The sequence below is a fragment of the Sphingomonas sp. NPDC019816 genome, assembly GCF_050274375.1.
Lineage (GTDB): Bacteria > Pseudomonadota > Alphaproteobacteria > Sphingomonadales > Sphingomonadaceae > Sphingomonas.
Genome location: NZ_JBNNOB010000085.1, coordinates 1 through 15,975 on the forward strand (window position 1 = coordinate 1; position 15,975 = coordinate 15,975).

At 69.9% G+C, this 15,975-nt stretch carries 15 protein-coding genes and 2 riboswitches; of the genes, 13 read left to right on the forward strand and 2 right to left on the reverse strand.

The genetic code is table 11. The annotated features are described in order from the left end of the window. Positions 1–57: 57 nt before the first annotated feature. Positions 58–615, reverse strand: a complete 558-nt coding sequence (locus ACQKJZ_RS12655) for a septal ring lytic transglycosylase RlpA family protein (protein WP_427731397.1) — start codon at positions 613–615, stop codon at positions 58–60. A gap of 114 nt (positions 616–729) precedes the next feature. Then, positions 730–931, forward strand: a riboswitch (cobalamin riboswitch). 173 nt (positions 932–1,104) lie between these two features. Here ACQKJZ_RS12655 and ACQKJZ_RS12660 point away from each other — a divergent pair. The 7 genes from ACQKJZ_RS12660 to cobJ all read left to right on the forward strand — a co-directional run bounded on the left by ACQKJZ_RS12660 (position 1,105) and on the right by cobJ (position 10,140). Continuing rightward, entirely contained in the window at positions 1,105–2,160 is a 1,056-nt protein-coding gene (locus ACQKJZ_RS12660) for a HoxN/HupN/NixA family nickel/cobalt transporter (protein WP_427731398.1), read from the forward strand. 22 nt (positions 2,161–2,182) lie between these two features. Continuing rightward, positions 2,183–2,379, forward strand: a riboswitch (cobalamin riboswitch). 182 nt (positions 2,380–2,561) lie between these two features. Continuing rightward, positions 2,562–3,599: a cobalamin biosynthesis protein CobW gene (gene cobW, locus ACQKJZ_RS12665; protein WP_427731399.1), complete on the forward strand. Its 1,038-nt coding sequence runs from the start codon at positions 2,562–2,564 to the stop codon at positions 3,597–3,599. 5 nt (positions 3,600–3,604) lie between these two features. Further along, positions 3,605–6,925 (forward strand): cobaltochelatase subunit CobN, encoded by a 3,321-nt coding sequence (cobN, locus tag ACQKJZ_RS12670; protein ID WP_427731400.1) that lies wholly within the window; start codon positions 3,605–3,607, stop codon positions 6,923–6,925. Further along, complete coding sequence (locus ACQKJZ_RS12675; RefSeq protein ID WP_427731401.1) at positions 6,922–8,043, forward strand: cobalamin biosynthesis protein CobG; 1,122 nt, start codon at positions 6,922–6,924, stop codon at positions 8,041–8,043. Before cobN ends, ACQKJZ_RS12675 begins: the two co-directional genes overlap by 4 nt. Then, positions 8,043–8,672, forward strand: a complete 630-nt coding sequence (locus ACQKJZ_RS12680; protein ID WP_427731402.1) for a precorrin-8X methylmutase — start codon at positions 8,043–8,045, stop codon at positions 8,670–8,672. Before ACQKJZ_RS12675 ends, ACQKJZ_RS12680 begins: the two co-directional genes overlap by 1 nt. Then, complete coding sequence (gene cobI, locus ACQKJZ_RS12685) at positions 8,669–9,394, forward strand: precorrin-2 C(20)-methyltransferase (RefSeq protein ID WP_427731404.1); 726 nt, start codon at positions 8,669–8,671, stop codon at positions 9,392–9,394. The genes ACQKJZ_RS12680 and cobI overlap by 4 nt, the downstream gene beginning before the upstream one ends. Beyond that, positions 9,391–10,140, forward strand: a complete 750-nt coding sequence (gene cobJ / locus ACQKJZ_RS12690; RefSeq protein ID WP_427731405.1) for a precorrin-3B C(17)-methyltransferase — start codon at positions 9,391–9,393, stop codon at positions 10,138–10,140. Before cobI ends, cobJ begins: the two co-directional genes overlap by 4 nt. Here cobJ and ACQKJZ_RS12695 read toward each other — a convergent pair. Continuing rightward, on the reverse strand, positions 10,116–10,862 hold the full coding sequence (locus ACQKJZ_RS12695) for a cobalt-precorrin-6A reductase (protein WP_427731406.1): 747 nt from the start codon (positions 10,860–10,862) through the stop codon (positions 10,116–10,118). The two genes, cobJ and ACQKJZ_RS12695, sit on opposite strands and share 25 nt — an antisense overlap. On the opposite strand from ACQKJZ_RS12695, the gene cbiE reads away from it, so the two are divergent. The 6 genes from cbiE to cobF form a co-directional block, all read left to right on the forward strand. Beyond that, positions 10,861–12,060, forward strand: a complete 1,200-nt coding sequence (gene cbiE / locus ACQKJZ_RS12700) for a precorrin-6y C5,15-methyltransferase (decarboxylating) subunit CbiE (RefSeq protein ID WP_427731407.1) — start codon at positions 10,861–10,863, stop codon at positions 12,058–12,060. The two genes, ACQKJZ_RS12695 and cbiE, sit on opposite strands and share 2 nt — an antisense overlap. Then, positions 12,054–12,404, forward strand: coding sequence for a cobalamin biosynthesis protein (locus ACQKJZ_RS12705; protein WP_427731408.1), 351 nt, complete (start codon positions 12,054–12,056; stop codon positions 12,402–12,404). The genes cbiE and ACQKJZ_RS12705 overlap by 7 nt, the downstream gene beginning before the upstream one ends. Position 12,405: 1 nt before the next feature. Continuing rightward, on the forward strand, positions 12,406–13,170 hold the full coding sequence (gene cobM, locus ACQKJZ_RS12710; RefSeq protein WP_427731409.1) for a precorrin-4 C(11)-methyltransferase: 765 nt from the start codon (positions 12,406–12,408) through the stop codon (positions 13,168–13,170). Beyond that, positions 13,167–14,474 (forward strand): cobyrinate a,c-diamide synthase, encoded by a 1,308-nt coding sequence (locus ACQKJZ_RS12715; protein WP_427731410.1) that lies wholly within the window; start codon positions 13,167–13,169, stop codon positions 14,472–14,474. Before cobM ends, ACQKJZ_RS12715 begins: the two co-directional genes overlap by 4 nt. Further along, positions 14,471–15,193, forward strand: a complete 723-nt coding sequence (gene cobA, locus ACQKJZ_RS12720; protein WP_427731411.1) for a uroporphyrinogen-III C-methyltransferase — start codon at positions 14,471–14,473, stop codon at positions 15,191–15,193. The genes ACQKJZ_RS12715 and cobA overlap by 4 nt, the downstream gene beginning before the upstream one ends. Continuing rightward, the coding region (cobF, locus tag ACQKJZ_RS12725) for a precorrin-6A synthase (deacetylating) (protein ID WP_427731412.1) at positions 15,190–15,975 on the forward strand (786 nt) is incomplete at its 3' end. The genes cobA and cobF, both read left to right, overlap by 4 nt.

Genomic DNA, 15,975 nt, shown 5'->3' on the forward strand with positions numbered 1-15,975 from the left:
ACCACTCGGCTGTCGCCGAGCGGTCCCCCTCCCCAAGCGAGCTTGGGGAGGAATGCGTTATCGCGCTACCATCCCCGCCGCCGCGATCTGCGACAGCAGGTTCGCCCGCACCGCATCCGATACCGGTGGCAGGGGCCGCGCCGCCTTGCCATGGCGCAGGCGTTCGCGGTCCTTTTCGTCCGGCTCGACGACGCGTACCCGCACAGCCGCCTTGCCGACCGCGCGCAGGCCCAGCTGCTCCGCCGCGCCGCGCGACAGGTCGATGATCCGCGACGATCCCGCGAACGGGCCGCGATCGTTGACCCGCACGATGATCCGCCGCCCGGTATCCAGCGCCGTCACCTCGACATAGCTGGGCAGGGGCAGGGTGGTGTGCGCCGCCGTCGCCCAGCCGGGGCGGAAGCGTTCGCCGTTCGCGGTGCGCTTGCCCGATTCGCTGCCATACCAGCTGGCATAGCCCAGCATGTCATAGGTCGCGTCCTCGGCCGGGACATAGGTGACGCCCCGCACCGTATAGGGCTTGCCGATCCGCACCGGAAAATCGCTGACCGGCCGGTAATTGCCACCCGAACAGGCCGCGACCAGGCAGGCCGCAGCCGGTGTCCATTGGCGCATCGCTTTCCAAACCATGCGCTTCGATTAGGCTCCCCACGCGCCGGGATAAAGCCGTTTGCGCCTCCATCCGACGCAGACTATCCCCGTGCCGACCGGCAGAGGCTTTCAGCCACGCCGCCGGGCTATCGCATCGGTGCCCCTCGGGGCTTCAAACGGGAATATGGTGCAAATCCATAGCTGTCCCTGCAACTGTAAGCGGTGAGCGCGTGATGCCGGTTCCTGAAACAGGGAACAGCCACTGGAGCGATCCGGGAAGGCCGCATTGTCGACGCTTCGACCCGCGAGCCAGGAGACCTGCCGATGCGAGTCGCTCTTGCCGCGATCCAGGGGATGGTCATGGCTAGGATATATTGTATCATGCGAGCGACGCCATCTGGCCGACCCGAATCGGAACCCCGCCTGGCGTGCGCCCGCCCGAGGCTGGGTACCGCCGCGACCGCGGAGGGACGGCCTTAGTCGCAACGGCGCTGTGCAAGGCGTAATCCGCCCATGTCCGAAGTTTCTGCCCGCCCATCGCTGAAGCGTCGCATCACGCTGCTGATGGGGGCACTGGTTGTCATCAATATCGCCGTCTGGGGCTGGGCGCTCAGCGTCTTTGCGGGCAACAGCCTGATGCTGGGCACCGCGCTGCTCGCCTATAGCCTGGGCCTGCGTCATGCGGTCGATGCCGATCACATCGCCGCCATCGACAATGTCACCCGCAAGCTGATGCAGGACGGCCAGCGCCCCATCGCGGTCGGCCTGTGGTTCGCGATCGGCCATTCGGCGATCGTGCTGATCGCGGCGACGACGGTCGCGCTGGCGGCCAGCACCCTGTCCGACTTCGAGGCGTTCGGGCAGAGCGGCGGGACGATCGCCACCATCGTCTCGGCCAGCTTCCTGTTCGCCATCGCGATCATGAACCTCATCATCCTGCGTGATGTCTGGACCCGCTTCCGCCGCGTCGCACGCGGCGAGCCGATGGCGGAGGCGGATGCCGATATGCTGTTTTCGGGGCAGGGGCCGCTGTCGCGGTTGTTCCGGCCGCTGTTTCGGCTGATCCGGCGGAGCTGGCACATGGCGCCGCTGGGGTTCCTGTTCGGGCTGGGCTTCGACACCGCGACCGAGGTGGCGATCCTTGGTCTGTCGGGTTCGCATGCCGCCGATGGCGTGTCGCTGGCGACGATCCTGGTCTTCCCCGTCCTGTTCGCGGTCGGCATGGCGCTGATCGACACCGCCGACGGACTGGTAATGCTGGGCGCTTACGAGTGGGCGTTCGTTCATCCGCTGCGCAAGCTCTATTACAATATGACGATCACGCTCGTCTCCGCGCTGGTCGCGCTGGTGATCGGCGGCATCCAGGCGGCCGCCTTGCTCGCCGAGCGGTTCGGCTGGACTTCGGGGCCGTTCCGCTATGCCGGGGCGCTGGCCGAGCATTTCAACGTGCTGGGCTTCGCGATCGTCGGGCTGTTCGTGGTCTGCTGGGGGGCGAGCTTCCTCCTCTATCGCTGGCGCGGGTTCGCCGCGATGGAGGCGCGAATTGCCAAGCCCGGCGCGGCGGGATAAATGCCGCTGATCGGGGCGGAAACGTCCCGAAGATCGCGCCGGTGCCCGCAAGGGCTTTAACGGGAATGGGGTGCAAATCCCCGGCTGTCCCTGCAACTGTAAGCGGTGAGCGAGCGATGCTGGTGCTGTTGGAGGCACGGCCACTGGATTAGTCCGGGAAGGCGCATCCCCTCGCTTCGACCCGCGAGCCAGGAGACCTACCGGCGTCATGGTCGCTCTTGCCTGGACCCAGGGGGTGGTCGGGGCACGGTTCTCCGTCGGGGAGCGACGAAGCCATGCGGCCGGGGCCGCATCGGTCGCCGGTCTAGCGGGGCGGACGCATGTCGCGCGCCCGTTCGTCACCGCTCCGGCGACAGGTCCCCGCGTCCGCGCTCGCTCGTCCGGCGCGTCGGAGAATTGCCATGCGTGACCTGTCCAAGGTCCCCGTCACTATCGTCACCGGCTTTCTGGGTGCGGGGAAAACCACGCTCATCAGCCATCTGATCCGCAATGCGGGTGGCCGTCGCCTGGCGGTGGTCGTCAATGAGTTCGGCACTTTGGGCGTCGATGGCGGCATCCTGCAGGCTTGCGCCATCCCCGACTGCCCGGCGGAGAATATCGTCGAGCTGGCCAATGGCTGCATCTGCTGCACCGTCGCCGACGACTTCATTCCCACGGTCGAGAAGCTGCTGGCGATGGAGCCGCGTCCCGATCACATCCTGATCGAGACGTCGGGGTTGGCGCTGCCCAAGCCGCTGCTGAAGGCGTTCGACTGGCCCGCGATCCGTTCACGAATCACCGTCGACGGCGTCGTGGCGCTGGCCGATGCGGAGGCCGTCGCGGCGGGCCGCTTCGCCCCCGACCTGGACGCGGTCGAGGCGCAACGCGCCGCCGACCCGAGCCTCGACCATGAAACCCCGCTGTCCGAGGTGTTCGAGGACCAGCTGGCCTGTGCCGACATCGTCCTGCTGACCAAGGCGGACCTGGCCGGACCGGACGGCGTCGTCAAGGCGCGCGAAATCATCGCCGCCGAGGCCCCGCGCCCGCTGCCGATGGTCGAGGCGGTCGACGGCATCGTTTCCGCCGAGATCGTGCTGGGCCTCGAAGCCGCCGCCGAGGACGACATCGCCGCGCGCCCCTCGCATCATGACGGCGCGGACGATCACGAGCATGACGATTTCGACAGCATCTCGGTGATGCTGGGCGAGGTGGAAAGCCCCGAGGCGATCGCGCAGCGCATCGTCACGCTCGCCGAGCAGCAGGATATCCTGCGCGTGAAGGGTTACGCGGCGGTCGCGGGCAAGCCGATGCGGTTGCTGGTGCAGGCGGTCGGCCGCCGGGTGCGCACGAACTATGACCGCCCCTGGGGTGCGGGCGAACCGCGCGGCACGCAGTTGGTCGTCATCGCCGAGCATGACCGGATCGACCGTGCTGCGATCGAGGCCGTGCTGAAGGGCTGAGCGCCATGCATCTCGTCTTTCGCGAGAGCCATGGGCTGGAGGAACAGGCCGTTCCACAGGATCTGGGGCAGCGCCCCGGTGACGTGGTCGTGCTGTCCTTCTCCGACAGCGACCTCAGCGCCTTTGCGGCGGGCTGGCGGGCGGGGGAATTCCCCTGGTCGCTGCGGCTCGCCAATTTGGCGGCCTTGGTCCATCCGCTGTCGGTCGACACCTATGTCGAGCAGACGCTGGTTCATGCGAAGGCGATCCTGATCCGGCTGATCGGCGGGGCGGCGTACTGGGACTATGGCCTGCGCGAGGTCGAGCGGCTGGCGCGCGAGCGGGACATCGCGCTGGCGGTGCTGGCGGCGGACGGGCGTGAGGATCGGCGGCTGGCGGCGGCGTCGACGGTTGGCGATGACGTGGTGCGGCGGTTGACGGCGCTGTGCGATGCGGGCGGGGCGGATGCGGCGGCGGTGGCGTTGGGCGCGTTGGCAGCCGTATCGCCCGTGGCTCTTGCCCCTCCCCAACCCCTCCCCCTGCCGGGAGAGGGGCTTTCTAGCCGAACGCTCACCACAAGCACGCCCCTCCCGCAGGCGGGAGGGGATGGGGGAGGGCGCTCGCCACACATAGCTTCGGTCGGAGGCTGGCATCCGAATGCCTTGTCCTGCCCCGCCGCGACGATGCTCACGGCAACCCGCCCCCGCGCCCTCATTGTCTTCTACCGAGCCTATCTCGCCGCCGCCGACCTCGAGCCTATCGCCGCCCTCCACACCGCGCTGGCCGAACGCGGCTTCGACCCCATCGCCCTGTTCGTCCCTTCGCTCAAAGCCGAGGGCGCAGGCCCATGGATCGCGCGCTGGGTCCAGGCCCTGACCCCCGCCGCAATCATCAACGCCACCGCCTTCTCCGCGCGCGGTGAGGACGACACCACCCCGCTCGACGGCGCGGGCGTGCCGGTGTTCCAGGTCGCGCTCGCCACCAGCGACCGCGAAGGCTGGGCGGGTTCGGCGCGCGGCCTGTCGCCCGCCGACCTCGCCATGCACGTCGTCCTGCCCGAGATCGACGGACGGCTGTTCGCGGGCGTAGTCAGCTTCAAGCAGCCCGGCGAGCGCAACCCTGACTTCGATGTCGCCCTGCGCCTCCACCGTGCCGAGCCCGCGCGCATTGCTGCGGTGGCGGACAAGGTAGCGGGCTGGACGAAGCTCGCCGCGACCCCGGTGGCGGAGCGGCGGCTGGCGATACTGCTCTCGACCTATCCGGGCAAGGACTGGCAGGCGGCGCATGCGGTCGGGCTGGACGGTTTTGCCTCGGCGCAGGCCATTCTCGACGACCTCCACGCCGCCGGGTACGATACTGCCCCGCACGCGGACCTGCCCGCCGCGCTGATCGGCAACCGCATCGTATGGCCGGTCGCCGCCTATCGCGATGCGCTCGCCACCCTGCCCGAACCCCTGCGCGCCGACCTCATCGAAAGCTGGGGCGCGGTCGAGGACGACCCGCTGGTCGAGGGCGACCAGTTCCATTTCCCCGCCCTCATGCAGGGCAAGGCCATCGTCGCGCTCCAGCCCGAGCGTGGACGGCGTGACGCACGCGCCGACGATTATCACGACCTCTCGCGCTGCCCCCGCCATTCCTATGTCGCCTTCTATCTGTGGCTCCGGGCGCAGGGGGTCGACGCGCTGGTCCATGTCGGCGCGCATGGCACGCTGGAGTGGTTGCCCGGCAAGGCGGTCGCGCTGTCCGATGCCTGTTGGCCCGAGGCGCTGACCCGTGACTGGCCAGTCCTCTATCCCTTCATCGTCAACGATCCGGGGGAGGCGGCGCAGGCCAAGCGGCGGCTGGGCGCGGTGACGATCGGGCATGTCCCCCCGGCGTTGGTCCAGGCGGAGACGGGAGCGGGGCTGGGGCGGCTGGAGGCGCTGCTCGACGAATATGCCAATGCCGATGGGCTCGATCCCGCGCGCCGTGATCGGCTGCGTGGCCTGATCGCGGAAGAGGCGGATAGCGTTGGTTTGGGCGAGACCTTGGGGCTGGCGGGGGCGGAGGATCCGCTCGCGCGGATCGACGCCTTCGTCTGCGACGTGAAGGACAGCCAGTTCGGCGAGGGGCTGCACGTCTTCGGGCGCGGTGAGCAGGGCGCGGCGGAACGCGCCGGACTGCTCGCCGGGCTGGACGGCAAGCGCGTCCCGGCGGGGCCTTCGGGTTCGCCCTATCGCGGCCGTGCCGATGTCCTGCCCACGGGACGCAACCTCTACGCCATCGACCCGCGCGCGGTGCCGAGCCGGGCTGCGCAAGCGCAAGGCGTCAAGCTCGCCGAGGAACTGATCCGCCGCCATATGCAGGAGGAGGGCGATCACCTCCGCACGCTGATCGTCGATCTCTGGGGATCGGCGACGATGCGGACGGCGGGCGAGGAATTCGCCATGGCGCTGCATCTGATCGGGGTCGAGCCGGTCTGGGACCAGCGTTCGGAACGGGTGACGGGGTTCGAGGTGATGCCGCTGATGCGCTTCGACCGGCCGCGCGTCGATGTGACGCTGCGTGTGTCAGGGCTGTTCCGCGACGCCTTTCCGCATCTGGTCGCGCTGTTCGGGCAGGCGGTGCGCGCGCTGGCCGCTCGCGACGAAGAGGCGGACTGGAATCCGTTCAAGGGGCAGGCGACGCCCCGCGTCTATGGTCCGGCGCCGGGCCGCTACGGCATCGGACTGGACACGGAAGCAGGCTATGACGAAGCCGCGCGCATCGAGGCGGGGCGCAACTGGCTCGCCGCCTCGGCGACGGCGCTCGATGATGGGGACCGGCGCGATGCCGAGGGAATCGCGGCGCGGGTGGCGGGGGCGCAGGCCTTCGTCCATGTCCATGACCTGCCCGAAAGCGATCTACTGCTCGCCGCCGACTATGCCGCGCATCAGGCGGGCTTCGCGGCGGCGCGGGCGGCGCTGGGCGAGGGGGGGGCGTCGCTCTATCATCTCGACACGCGTGATCCGGCCAGCCCGAAGGCCCGGATGTTGGCCGAGGAGATCGCCCGCACCGTCCATGCCCGCGCCGCCAATCCGCGCTGGGTGGCGGGCATGATGGCGCATGGCTTCCGGGGCGCGGCTGAGATCGCCGCGACGCTCGACCATCTGGGCAGCTTCGCGCATCTGGCGGACGTGGTGCCCGCCTCGTTGGTCGACCTCTATTGGGATGCGACGCTGGCGCGCGACGAGGTGCGCGACTTCATGGCGCAGGCGAACCCGGCGGCGCTGGCGGCGATGGAGGCGCGGTTCGCGGCGCTGCACGCTGCGGGGCTGTGGCGGACGCGGCGCAACTCGGTGCTGGCGATGCTGGACGGCGCGGCATGAGCGGGTTCGTCGTCAAGGGCTGGTGCCCCGATGCGTTCCGGCCGATGATGGCGGGCGATGGCCTGTTGGTCCGCGTGCGTCCGCCGCTGGGTCGGTTGACGGCGGGGCAGGTCGAGGGGCTGTGCGAGGCGGCGAACGCCCATGGCAATGGCCAGATCGACCTGACGAACCGCGCCAACTTGCAGCTGCGCGGCGTCACCGAGGCGGGCTGGCCCGCGCTGATTGAGGAACTGCAGGCACTGGAGCTGGTCGATCCCGATCCGGTGCGGGAGGGGCGCGGGGCGATCCTGCTCAACCCCGACTGGCGTGAAGGGGATGACACTCATGCCATCGCCAGCGAATTGCGCGCGCGTTTGACTGAACTGCCCGAGCTGCCGGGCAAGGTCGGCTTCGTGGTCGACGCCGGGCGCACGCCGATGCTGACGCACGCGCCGGGTGATTTTCGGATCGAACGGAGCACGACGGGCGAGTTGCTCTTGCGCGCCGATGGGAGGGCGAGTGGCATGACCGTCACCCGCTCGAACGCCGTCGATGCCCTGATCCGGTTGGCGCACTGGTTCGCCGATAGTGATGGCCGCTCTGCGAGGCGGATGGCGCGGCACAAGACCGCTTTGCCGGATTGGGCCGAAGGTGACGCCGTACCCGCATCTGGTAAAGCGATGCAGCCCGGCGCGCATCCTATGGGTGCCGTCTATGGCCTGCCCTTCGGCCGGATCGACGCCACATCGCTGGTGACCTTCATTCGCACCCACGACTGCGCCATTCGGCTTACCCCTTGGCGGCTCCTGATCGCGGAAGGCATCGCCCCGGCACCAGCCCCCGGAATGCTGCTTGCCGACAGCGCCATTCTCCATGTCGATGCCTGCGTCGGCGCACCCGCCTGTCCGCAGGCGAGCGTCGAAACCCGCAGTCTCGCCGCGCGGCTCGCGCCCCTGACGAACGGCAGCCTGCACATATCGGGTTGCGCGAAGGGCTGCGCACGGGCACGGGCGGCGGACTGGTTGTTGACCGGGCGGGCGGGGGCTTTCGATCTGGCCCGCAACGCCCGCGCCGGGGCCACGCCCCTTCATACCGGATTGACGCCCGAGCGGGCGGTCGCGCTTCTCGGAGCCTGTTGATGTCGTACGTTTATGAAACCGATGGCGCGGCGATTTATCGCCAGTCCTTCGCCATCATCCGCGCCGAGGCGGACCTCGCGCGCTTCGACGCCGAGGAAGAGCCGGTCGCGGTGCGCATGATCCACGCCGCCGGGCTGGTCGAGCTGGCGCCGTCGATCCATTTCTCGGCCTGCTTCGCGCTGGCGGGGCGGCAGGCGCTGGCGAACGGCGCGGCGATCCTGTGCGACGCGCATATGGTCAGCGAAGGCGTCACGCGCGCGCGCCTGCCCGCCGACAATCCGGTTGTCTGCACCTTGCGAGATCCCTCGGTGCCTGCGCTGGCGAAAGAGATGGGCACGACCCGCTCCGCCGCCGCGCTGGAGCTGTGGCGGCCGCATCTGGCGGGCGCGCTGGTCGCGATCGGCAATGCGCCGACCGCGCTGTTCCACTTGCTGACCATGCTGGAAGATCCGACATGCCCGCGCCCGGCGGCGATCATCGGCTGTCCGGTCGGCTTTGTCGGCGCGATGGAGTCGAAGGACGCGCTGTGGGAGGCCCAGCCCGTACCGTGCGCCATCGTGAAGGGCCGTCCCGGCGGCAGCGCGATCACCGTCGCCGCGATCAACGCACTGGCGAGCCGCGCCGAATGACGGGGACCGTTCACGGCGTCGGCCTGGGGCCGGGCGCGGCGGACCTGATGAGCGTCCGTGCCGACCGCCTCGTGCGCGGTGCGCGGCATGTCGCCTATTTTCGCAAGGCCGGACGGCGCGGCCATGCGCGTACCATCGTCGAGGGCATGCTGCGAGGCGACGTGATCGAATATCCGATGGACTATCCGGTCACGACCGAGATTCTGTTCACGGACCCGCGCTATAATGAGTGCCTGTCGGCCTTCTACGCGCAGTGCACCGCGCATATCCTGTCGCTGGTGCAGGGCGGCGAGGATGTCGTCGTGCTGTGCGAGGGCGATCCGTTTTTCTACGGCTCGTTCATGCACCTGCACAGCCGGTTGAAGGACCATGCGCCGGTCGCGGTCGTGCCCGGCATCACCGGCATGTCAGGCGCCTGGACCGCCAGCGGCGCGCCGATCACCTGGGGCGACGATGTGCTGACCGTCGCGATGGCGACCCTGCCCGAGGCGGAGCTGACCCGCCGCATCGCCGAGACCGACGCCTTGGTCGTCATGAAGATCGGCCGCCATCTGCCCAAACTGCGCCGCGCCATCGCGGCGGCGGGGCGGGAAGGGCAAGCGTGGCTGGTCGAACACGCCGCGCAAAGTGCCGAGCGGGTTCGCCCGCTGGCGCAAGTCGAGGACGCGCCTGCCCCCTATTTCTCGATCGCGCTGATCCACGGACAGGGGCGGCGGCCGTGAGTGGCTGGCTGATCGTCGTCGGCCTGGGGCCGGGCGCGGAGGCGATGGTGACGCCCGAGGTGTCGGCGGCGCTGGCGCAAGCGACCGATGTGGTCGGCTATATCCCGTACGTCGCGCGCGTGCCCGAGCGGCCCGGCCTGACCCGCCATGCCAGCGACAACCGGGTCGAGCGCGACCGCGCGCTTCATGCGCTGGAGATGGCCGAAGCCGGGCAGCGCGTCGTCGTGGTGTCCTCGGGCGATCCGGGGGTGTTCGCGATGGCGGCGGCGATCTTCGAGCGGGTGGAGGAAGACGCCGAGCGCTGGCATGATCTCGACATCCGCGTCCTGCCCGGCATCACCGCGATGCTGGCGGCGAGCGCACGGGTGGGGGCGCCGCTGGGCCATGATTTCTGTGCTATCAACCTGTCGGATAACCTCAAGCCCCAGGCGCTGATCGAGCGGCGGTTGCAGCTGGCGGCGGAGGCGGACTTCGCCATCGCGCTTTACAATCCCCGGTCGAAGGCGCGGCCCAATGCGCTGGACGCGGCCTTTGCGCTGCTGTGCGAGGCCTGCGGCGACGACCGCCCGGTGCTGTTCGCCCGCGCCGTCTCGACACCCGAGGAGCATCTGCGCATCGTGTCCTTGCCGGAGGCACGCGGCGAGATGGCCGATATGCGCACCGTCGTCATCATCGGGTCGAGCCGCACGCGGATGATCCCGCATGCGGGCCAGCCGATCCTCTACACCCCCCGGACGACGCCGTGATCCAGCCAGCCCAGCACGGCCGCGACGCTGCTCACCTGCGGGCGGGGCGGGATGAAGGGGCGGTCAATCATCACGACCGGCAGCCCCAGTTCGCGCGCCGCGTCGAGTTTGGCCCGCGCGCCGGAGCCGCCTGCATTCTTGGCGACGATCACGTCGATCCGGTGCTCGCTCATCAGGGCCAGTTCGCCCCCCAGCGTGAAGGGACCGCGATCCACCACCAGATGGTGGCGCGGCAAAGCGGGCGGCGCGGCGGCGTCGACGAAGCGCAGCAGGTAGAAATGCTGCGGCGCGCTGGCGAAATCGCCGATGGTCTGACGCCCGAGAGCCAGGAAGACCCGCGTCGGATCGGGCCCAAGCGCGTCGACCGCCTGTTCGGTATCGGCCACGCGCGTCCAGCGATCACCGGGGCAGTCCACCCATTCGGGCCGGGTCAGCGCAAGCAATGGCACGCTTGCGCGCTCCGCCGCAGCGATCGCATTGGCGCTTATCTGCGCGGCGAAGGGGTGGGTCGCGTCAACCAGATGGGTCGCACCCTCGCGCGTGATATAGTCCGCGAGCCCCTCGACACCACCGAACCCGCCGACACGGATCGGGATCGCCTGCGCGCGCGGGTGTTCGGTGCGGCCCGCATAGCTCAGCGTCGCGCGTTCGCCCCGCGCGGCCAGCGCGGTGGCCAGGGCGCTCGCTTCGGTCGTGCCGCCGAGCAGAAGGATATGGCGCATGGCTGACTCCGGGCCGTGGCTGACGATCGTCGGGATCGGCGAGGATGGCTGGGACGGCCTGACCGCCCCCGCGCGCGCCGCGATCGAAGCGGCCGATAGCGTGATGGGGGCACCGCGTCACCTGTCGCTGCTGCCCAAGACGGGGCGCGGGACACGGATCGTCTGGCCGGTGCCCTTCGCCGATGGCGTACCCATGCTGCTCGAACGGCGGGGCGAGCGGGTGGTGATGCTCGCGTCGGGCGATCCCTTCTGGTTCGGGGCGGGGTCGGTCGTCACGCGCCACCTGGAACCGGGGGAGTGGGTCGTCCATCCGGCACCGTCGACCCTGTCGCTGGCGGCCGCGCGGCTCGGCTGGCCGGTCGAGACGATCCACAGCGTCGGGCTCCATGCCCGCCCGGTCGAGACGCTGCGCCCCCATTTGGCGCCCGGCCGACGGATATTGGCGCTGATGCGCGACGGCGCCTCGGTGACGGAGCTGGCCGCCTGGCTGGCCGAGCAGGGCTTCGGCGACAGCGCCATGACGGTGCTGGAGGCGCTGGGCGGCCCGCGTGAGCGGGTGCGGGACTGTACGGCGGCGGCGCTCGACTGGACCGACATCGCCCATCCGGTGGCGGTGGCGATCGCGCCCGCCGGGGCGGGCCGCACCCTGCCATGCGCCAGCGGGCTGGACGACGACTGGTTCGCGCATGACGGCCAGATCACCAAGCGCCCCGTCCGCACGCTGGCGCTCTCCGCGCTGGCCCCGCGTCCTGGCGAACTGCTGTGGGACATCGGGGCGGGGTCGGGATCGGTGGCGATCGAATGGCTGTTGAGCGACCCGACCACTCGTGCGGTGGGGTTCGAGCGCGATGCGTCGCGGCTCGCCCGTGCCGCCGACAATGCCGCACGGCTGGGCATCGCGCGGCTCGAACTGGTCGAGGGGGACGCCGTCGCCCAGCTTGCCGAACGGCCCCGGCCGGATGCCGTATTCGTCGGCGGCGGCCTGTCGCCCCAGCTGGTCGAGGCGTTGCGCGCGCTATCGCCTTGCCGGCTGGTCGCCCATGCCGTGACGTTGGAGACCGAGGCGTTACTGGCGCAATGCCATGCCCGGTATGGCGGCGAACTGCTGCGTATCGAACTGGCCCAGGCGAAGCCGCTGGGCACTAGGCGCGGGTGGAAGGCGAGCTATCCCATCGTGCAATGGCGGGTCGCATGGTGATCGCCGGCTTCGGATGCCGTGCGGGCGCGACGGTGGAGTCCTTTCGCAGCGCGTTGGCGCGAACCGGCGCGCGCGCCGATGGACTGGCCGTACCCGCCGACCGCGCTGACGCCATCGCCCCCTTCGCCGAGGCGGAGGGGCTTGTCGTTCACGCCATCGCCGCCGATGCGCTTGCAAGTATCGACACGCCGACCCATTCCACCGTCAGCATGGACGCACGCGGGGTTGGCAGCGTCGCCGAAGCCGTGGCGCTCGCCGCCGCCGGAAAGGCTGCGCGGATCATCGTGGCGCGCGTGATTTCCTCCGACCGCATGGCGACCTGCGCCATCGCCCAGGGACAATGAGATGACCGTTCACTTCATCGGCGCCGGACCCGGTGCCCCCGATCTGCTGACCCTGCGTGGCCGCGACCTGATCGCTGCATGTCCCGTCTGTCTTTATGCCGGTTCGCTGGTGCCCGAGGCCGTACTGGCGCATTGCCCGCCGGACGCGAAGATCGTCAACACCGCGCCGATGACGCTCGACGAGATCATGGCCGAGATCGCCGATGCCCATGCCAGGGGGCAGGATGTCGCCCGGCTCCATTCGGGCGACCTGTCGGTCTGGTCGGCGATGGGCGAGCAGGTGCGGCGTTTGCGTGACCTCGGCATCCCCGTCTCGGTGACGCCCGGCGTGCCGTCCTTCGCGGCGGCGGCGGCGGTGCTGGAGACCGAGCTGACCCTGCCCGGCGTCGCCCAGTCGGTGATCCTGACCCGCACCCCCGGCCGTGCCAGCGCCATGCCGGAGGGCGAGTCGCTGTCGGCTTTCGCCGCGACCGGGGCGACGCTGGCCATCCATCTGTCGATTCACAATCTGGCCAAGGTGGTCGCCGACCTGACTCCGCATTACGGCGCGGACTGCCCCGTCGCGATCGTCTGGCGCGCGAGTTGGCCCGAGCAGCGGATCGTGCGCGCGACGCTGTCGACCATCGAGGATGCCGCCGCCGATGGCCCCGAACGGACCGCGCTGATCCTGGTCGGCCGCGTCCTCGCCCCAAGCGATTTCGCCGAGAGCCGGTTATATGCCGAGGGCTATGACCGCCGCTACCGTCCGGGGAACAGCCTGACATGACGCCGGGATTGATGATCGCCGCGCCCGCCTCGGGCACCGGCAAGACGACGGTGATGCTGGGCCTGTTGCGTGCGTTCCGCGATGCGGGGCTTGGGGTGCAGCCATTCAAGAGTGGCCCCGACTATATCGACCCCGCCTTCCACCGCGCGGCGTGCGGGCGCGCGTCGTTCAACCTCGACGGCTGGGCGATGCCGGCCCCGCTGCTCGACAGCTTAGGGCTGCGCGGGGCGGATGCCGACCTCGTGCTGGCGGAAGGCTCAATGGGCCTGTTCGACGGCGTCGCCAAGCCCGGTGCGACCGGCATGGGCAACAGCGCGGAGACGGCCAAGCGCATGGGCTGGCCGGTGATCCTCGTCATCGACGTGTCGGGACAGGCCCAGTCGGCGGCGGCGACCGCGCTGGGCTTCGCGCGCTACGACCCCGAATTGCGGGTGGCGGGGGTGATCCTCAACCGCGTGGCCAGCCCGCGTCACGAGCGGCTGGCGAAGCTCGGCTTCGAAGAGATCGGCCTGCCGGTCTTCGGTGCGCTGCCCCGACGCGGCGATCTGATCCTGCCCGAACGGCATCTGGGGCTGGTGCAGGCGGTCGAGCATCCCGAACTCGACCGGCTGATCGGCGATTATGCGGCTTTCCTGGCGGCGCATGTCGATCTGGAGGCGGTCCGTGCGGCGGCCTATGCCAAGCCCGCCACGTCGACGTCCGGCACGCTCCCACCACCGCCGGCCCAGCGGATCGCGCTGGCGCAGGATGCGGCATTTTCCTTCGTCTATCCGCACATGCTGGAGGGCTGGCGCGCTGCGGGCGCGGAAATCCTGCCCTTCTCGCCGCTGGCCGACGAGGCACCCGATGCCTCGGCCGATCTGGTCTGGCTGCCCGGCGGCTATCCCGAGCTTCATGCCGGGCGGCTGGCGGCGGCGGAGACGTTCCGTGCGGGCCTTGCCACCCATGCGGCGACCAAGCCGATCCATGGCGAGTGCGGCGGCTACATGGCGTTGGGCGAAGCGCTGATCGATGCGGCGGGCGTCAGCCATCGTATGGCCGGGCTGCTCGGCCTCGTCACCAGCTATGCCAAGCGCAAGATACATCTCGGCTATCGCCGCGCGACGCTGCTCGGCGAGGTGGCGGGGATGCCCGAGGGCGCGGTGCTGGGCGGGCATGAGTTTCATTACTCGACCGTGCTCGAACAGCCCGACGAAGCGCTTGCTCATGTCGTGGATGCGCAAGGCGAGGCGGTTCCCGAAACCGGATCACGTCGCGGCGATGTGACCGGCACCTTCTTCCATCTGGTGGCGCGTTGGTGGTGAGCGGGTTCGTATCCCTTGTCGGTGCGGGACCGGGTGACCCGGAACTGCTGACGCTGAAGGCGGTGCGCTGTCTGAGCGCGGCCGATGTCGTGTTGTTCGACGACCTCGCCGCCGGGCCGATGCTGAGCCATTGCCGCCCTGATGCCGAGCTGATCGCCGTCGGCAAGCGGGCGGGTCGCGCCTCGCCCAAACAGGGTGAGATCGACCGGCTGCTGGTCGATCATGCGCTGCGCGGTAAGCGGATTGTCCGTTTGAAGTCGGGCGATCCCGGCATCTTCGGGCGGTTGGAGGAAGAAATCGTCGCGCTGAAGGCGGCGGGTATCCCCTTCGAGATCGTCCCCGGCGTCAGCGCGGCGAGCGCGGCGGCAGCGGCGGCGGGCATTCCTCTGACCCGGCGCAACGAAGCGCGGCGGGTGCAGTTCGTGACCGGCCATGACGTCACCGGCGCGCTGCCCGCCGACCGCAACATGGGCGCCCTGGCCGATGCGGGCGCGACGACGGTGGTGTTCATGCCCAAGCGAACCTTCCCCGCGTTGGCCGACGCGCTGATCGCCCACGGCCTGTCGCCCGAGACGCCCGCATTGATGGCCGAGCATGTCGGCTGCCCCGATCAGCGCCTGACCCGCGCCAGCGTGGGCGAGCTGGCCGTGCGACTGGCCGAGGGCGTGTCGGACAAGGCGGCGCTGATCCTCTATGGCCCGCTGATGGAGGATTTGTGATTCATCTCGACCTGATCGGCATCGGCACGGGCAATCCCGATCACCTGACCCGTGCGGCGGAGACCGCGATGCGCGCCGCCGACCTGATTCTGTTGCCGCGGAAAGGTGACAAGGCCGAGCTGATCGACCTGCGCCGCGACGTCTGTGCGCAGGTGTTGGCGGGGACGAGCGTACGGGTGGTCGAGTTCGACCTGCCGGTGCGGGCGACTGAGGGAGCCTATCTCGACACGGTCGAGCATTGGCACGATGCGATCGCCGAACGCTGGGCGGCGGAGATTACGGCGCATCTGCCGCAAGGCGGGCGCGTGGCTTTGCTCGTCTGGGGCGATCCGTCGCTGTACGACAGCACGATCCGTATCGCGCGGCGCTTGGCGTCAGTGGAACGGGTGACGGTGGTGCCGGGGATCACCAGCCTTCAGGCCCTGTGTGCGGCCCATGCCATTCCCTTCAACGCGGTCGGCGCACCGGTGATGGTGACGACCGGGCGGCGCCTGCGCGAGGGCGGCTGGCCTGAGGGGGCGGATAGTATCGCGGTGATGCTTGATGGCAGGTGCGCGTTCGCGGCGTTGCACGAGCCGGATGTGGTGATCTGGTGGGGGGCCTATCTGGGGATGGCTCAACAGGCGATCGAGGCCGGGCGGCTGGCGGATGTCGCCGAGCGGATCGTCGCGCGCCGCGCGGAGCTGCGGCGGGTCCATGGGTGGATCATGGATGTTTACCTGCTGCGACGGGGTGGGGATTTGATGGGGGAGGGGCTTGCCGCGAGCGACGTTGCTCGCGGC

Bases quoted from the DNA above. Each gene is read 5' to 3' on its own strand.
- ACQKJZ_RS12655 (WP_427731397.1), bottom strand. From the start codon at position 615: ATGCGCCAATGGACACCGGCTGCGGCCTGCCTGGTCGCGGCCTGTTCG.
- ACQKJZ_RS12660 (WP_427731398.1), top strand. From the start codon at position 1,105: ATGTCCGAAGTTTCTGCCCGCCCATCGCTGAAGCGTCGCATCACGCTG.
- cobW (WP_427731399.1), top strand. From the start codon at position 2,562: ATGCGTGACCTGTCCAAGGTCCCCGTCACTATCGTCACCGGCTTTCTG.
- cobN (WP_427731400.1), top strand. From the start codon at position 3,605: ATGCATCTCGTCTTTCGCGAGAGCCATGGGCTGGAGGAACAGGCCGTT.
- ACQKJZ_RS12675 (WP_427731401.1), top strand. From the start codon at position 6,922: ATGAGCGGGTTCGTCGTCAAGGGCTGGTGCCCCGATGCGTTCCGGCCG.
- ACQKJZ_RS12680 (WP_427731402.1), top strand. From the start codon at position 8,043: ATGTCGTACGTTTATGAAACCGATGGCGCGGCGATTTATCGCCAGTCC.
- cobI (WP_427731404.1), top strand. From the start codon at position 8,669: ATGACGGGGACCGTTCACGGCGTCGGCCTGGGGCCGGGCGCGGCGGAC.
- cbiE (WP_427731407.1), top strand. From the start codon at position 10,861: ATGGCTGACTCCGGGCCGTGGCTGACGATCGTCGGGATCGGCGAGGAT.
- ACQKJZ_RS12695 (WP_427731406.1), bottom strand. From the start codon at position 10,862: ATGCGCCATATCCTTCTGCTCGGCGGCACGACCGAAGCGAGCGCCCTG.
- ACQKJZ_RS12705 (WP_427731408.1), top strand. From the start codon at position 12,054: ATGGTGATCGCCGGCTTCGGATGCCGTGCGGGCGCGACGGTGGAGTCC.
- cobM (WP_427731409.1), top strand. From the start codon at position 12,406: ATGACCGTTCACTTCATCGGCGCCGGACCCGGTGCCCCCGATCTGCTG.
- ACQKJZ_RS12715 (WP_427731410.1), top strand. From the start codon at position 13,167: ATGACGCCGGGATTGATGATCGCCGCGCCCGCCTCGGGCACCGGCAAG.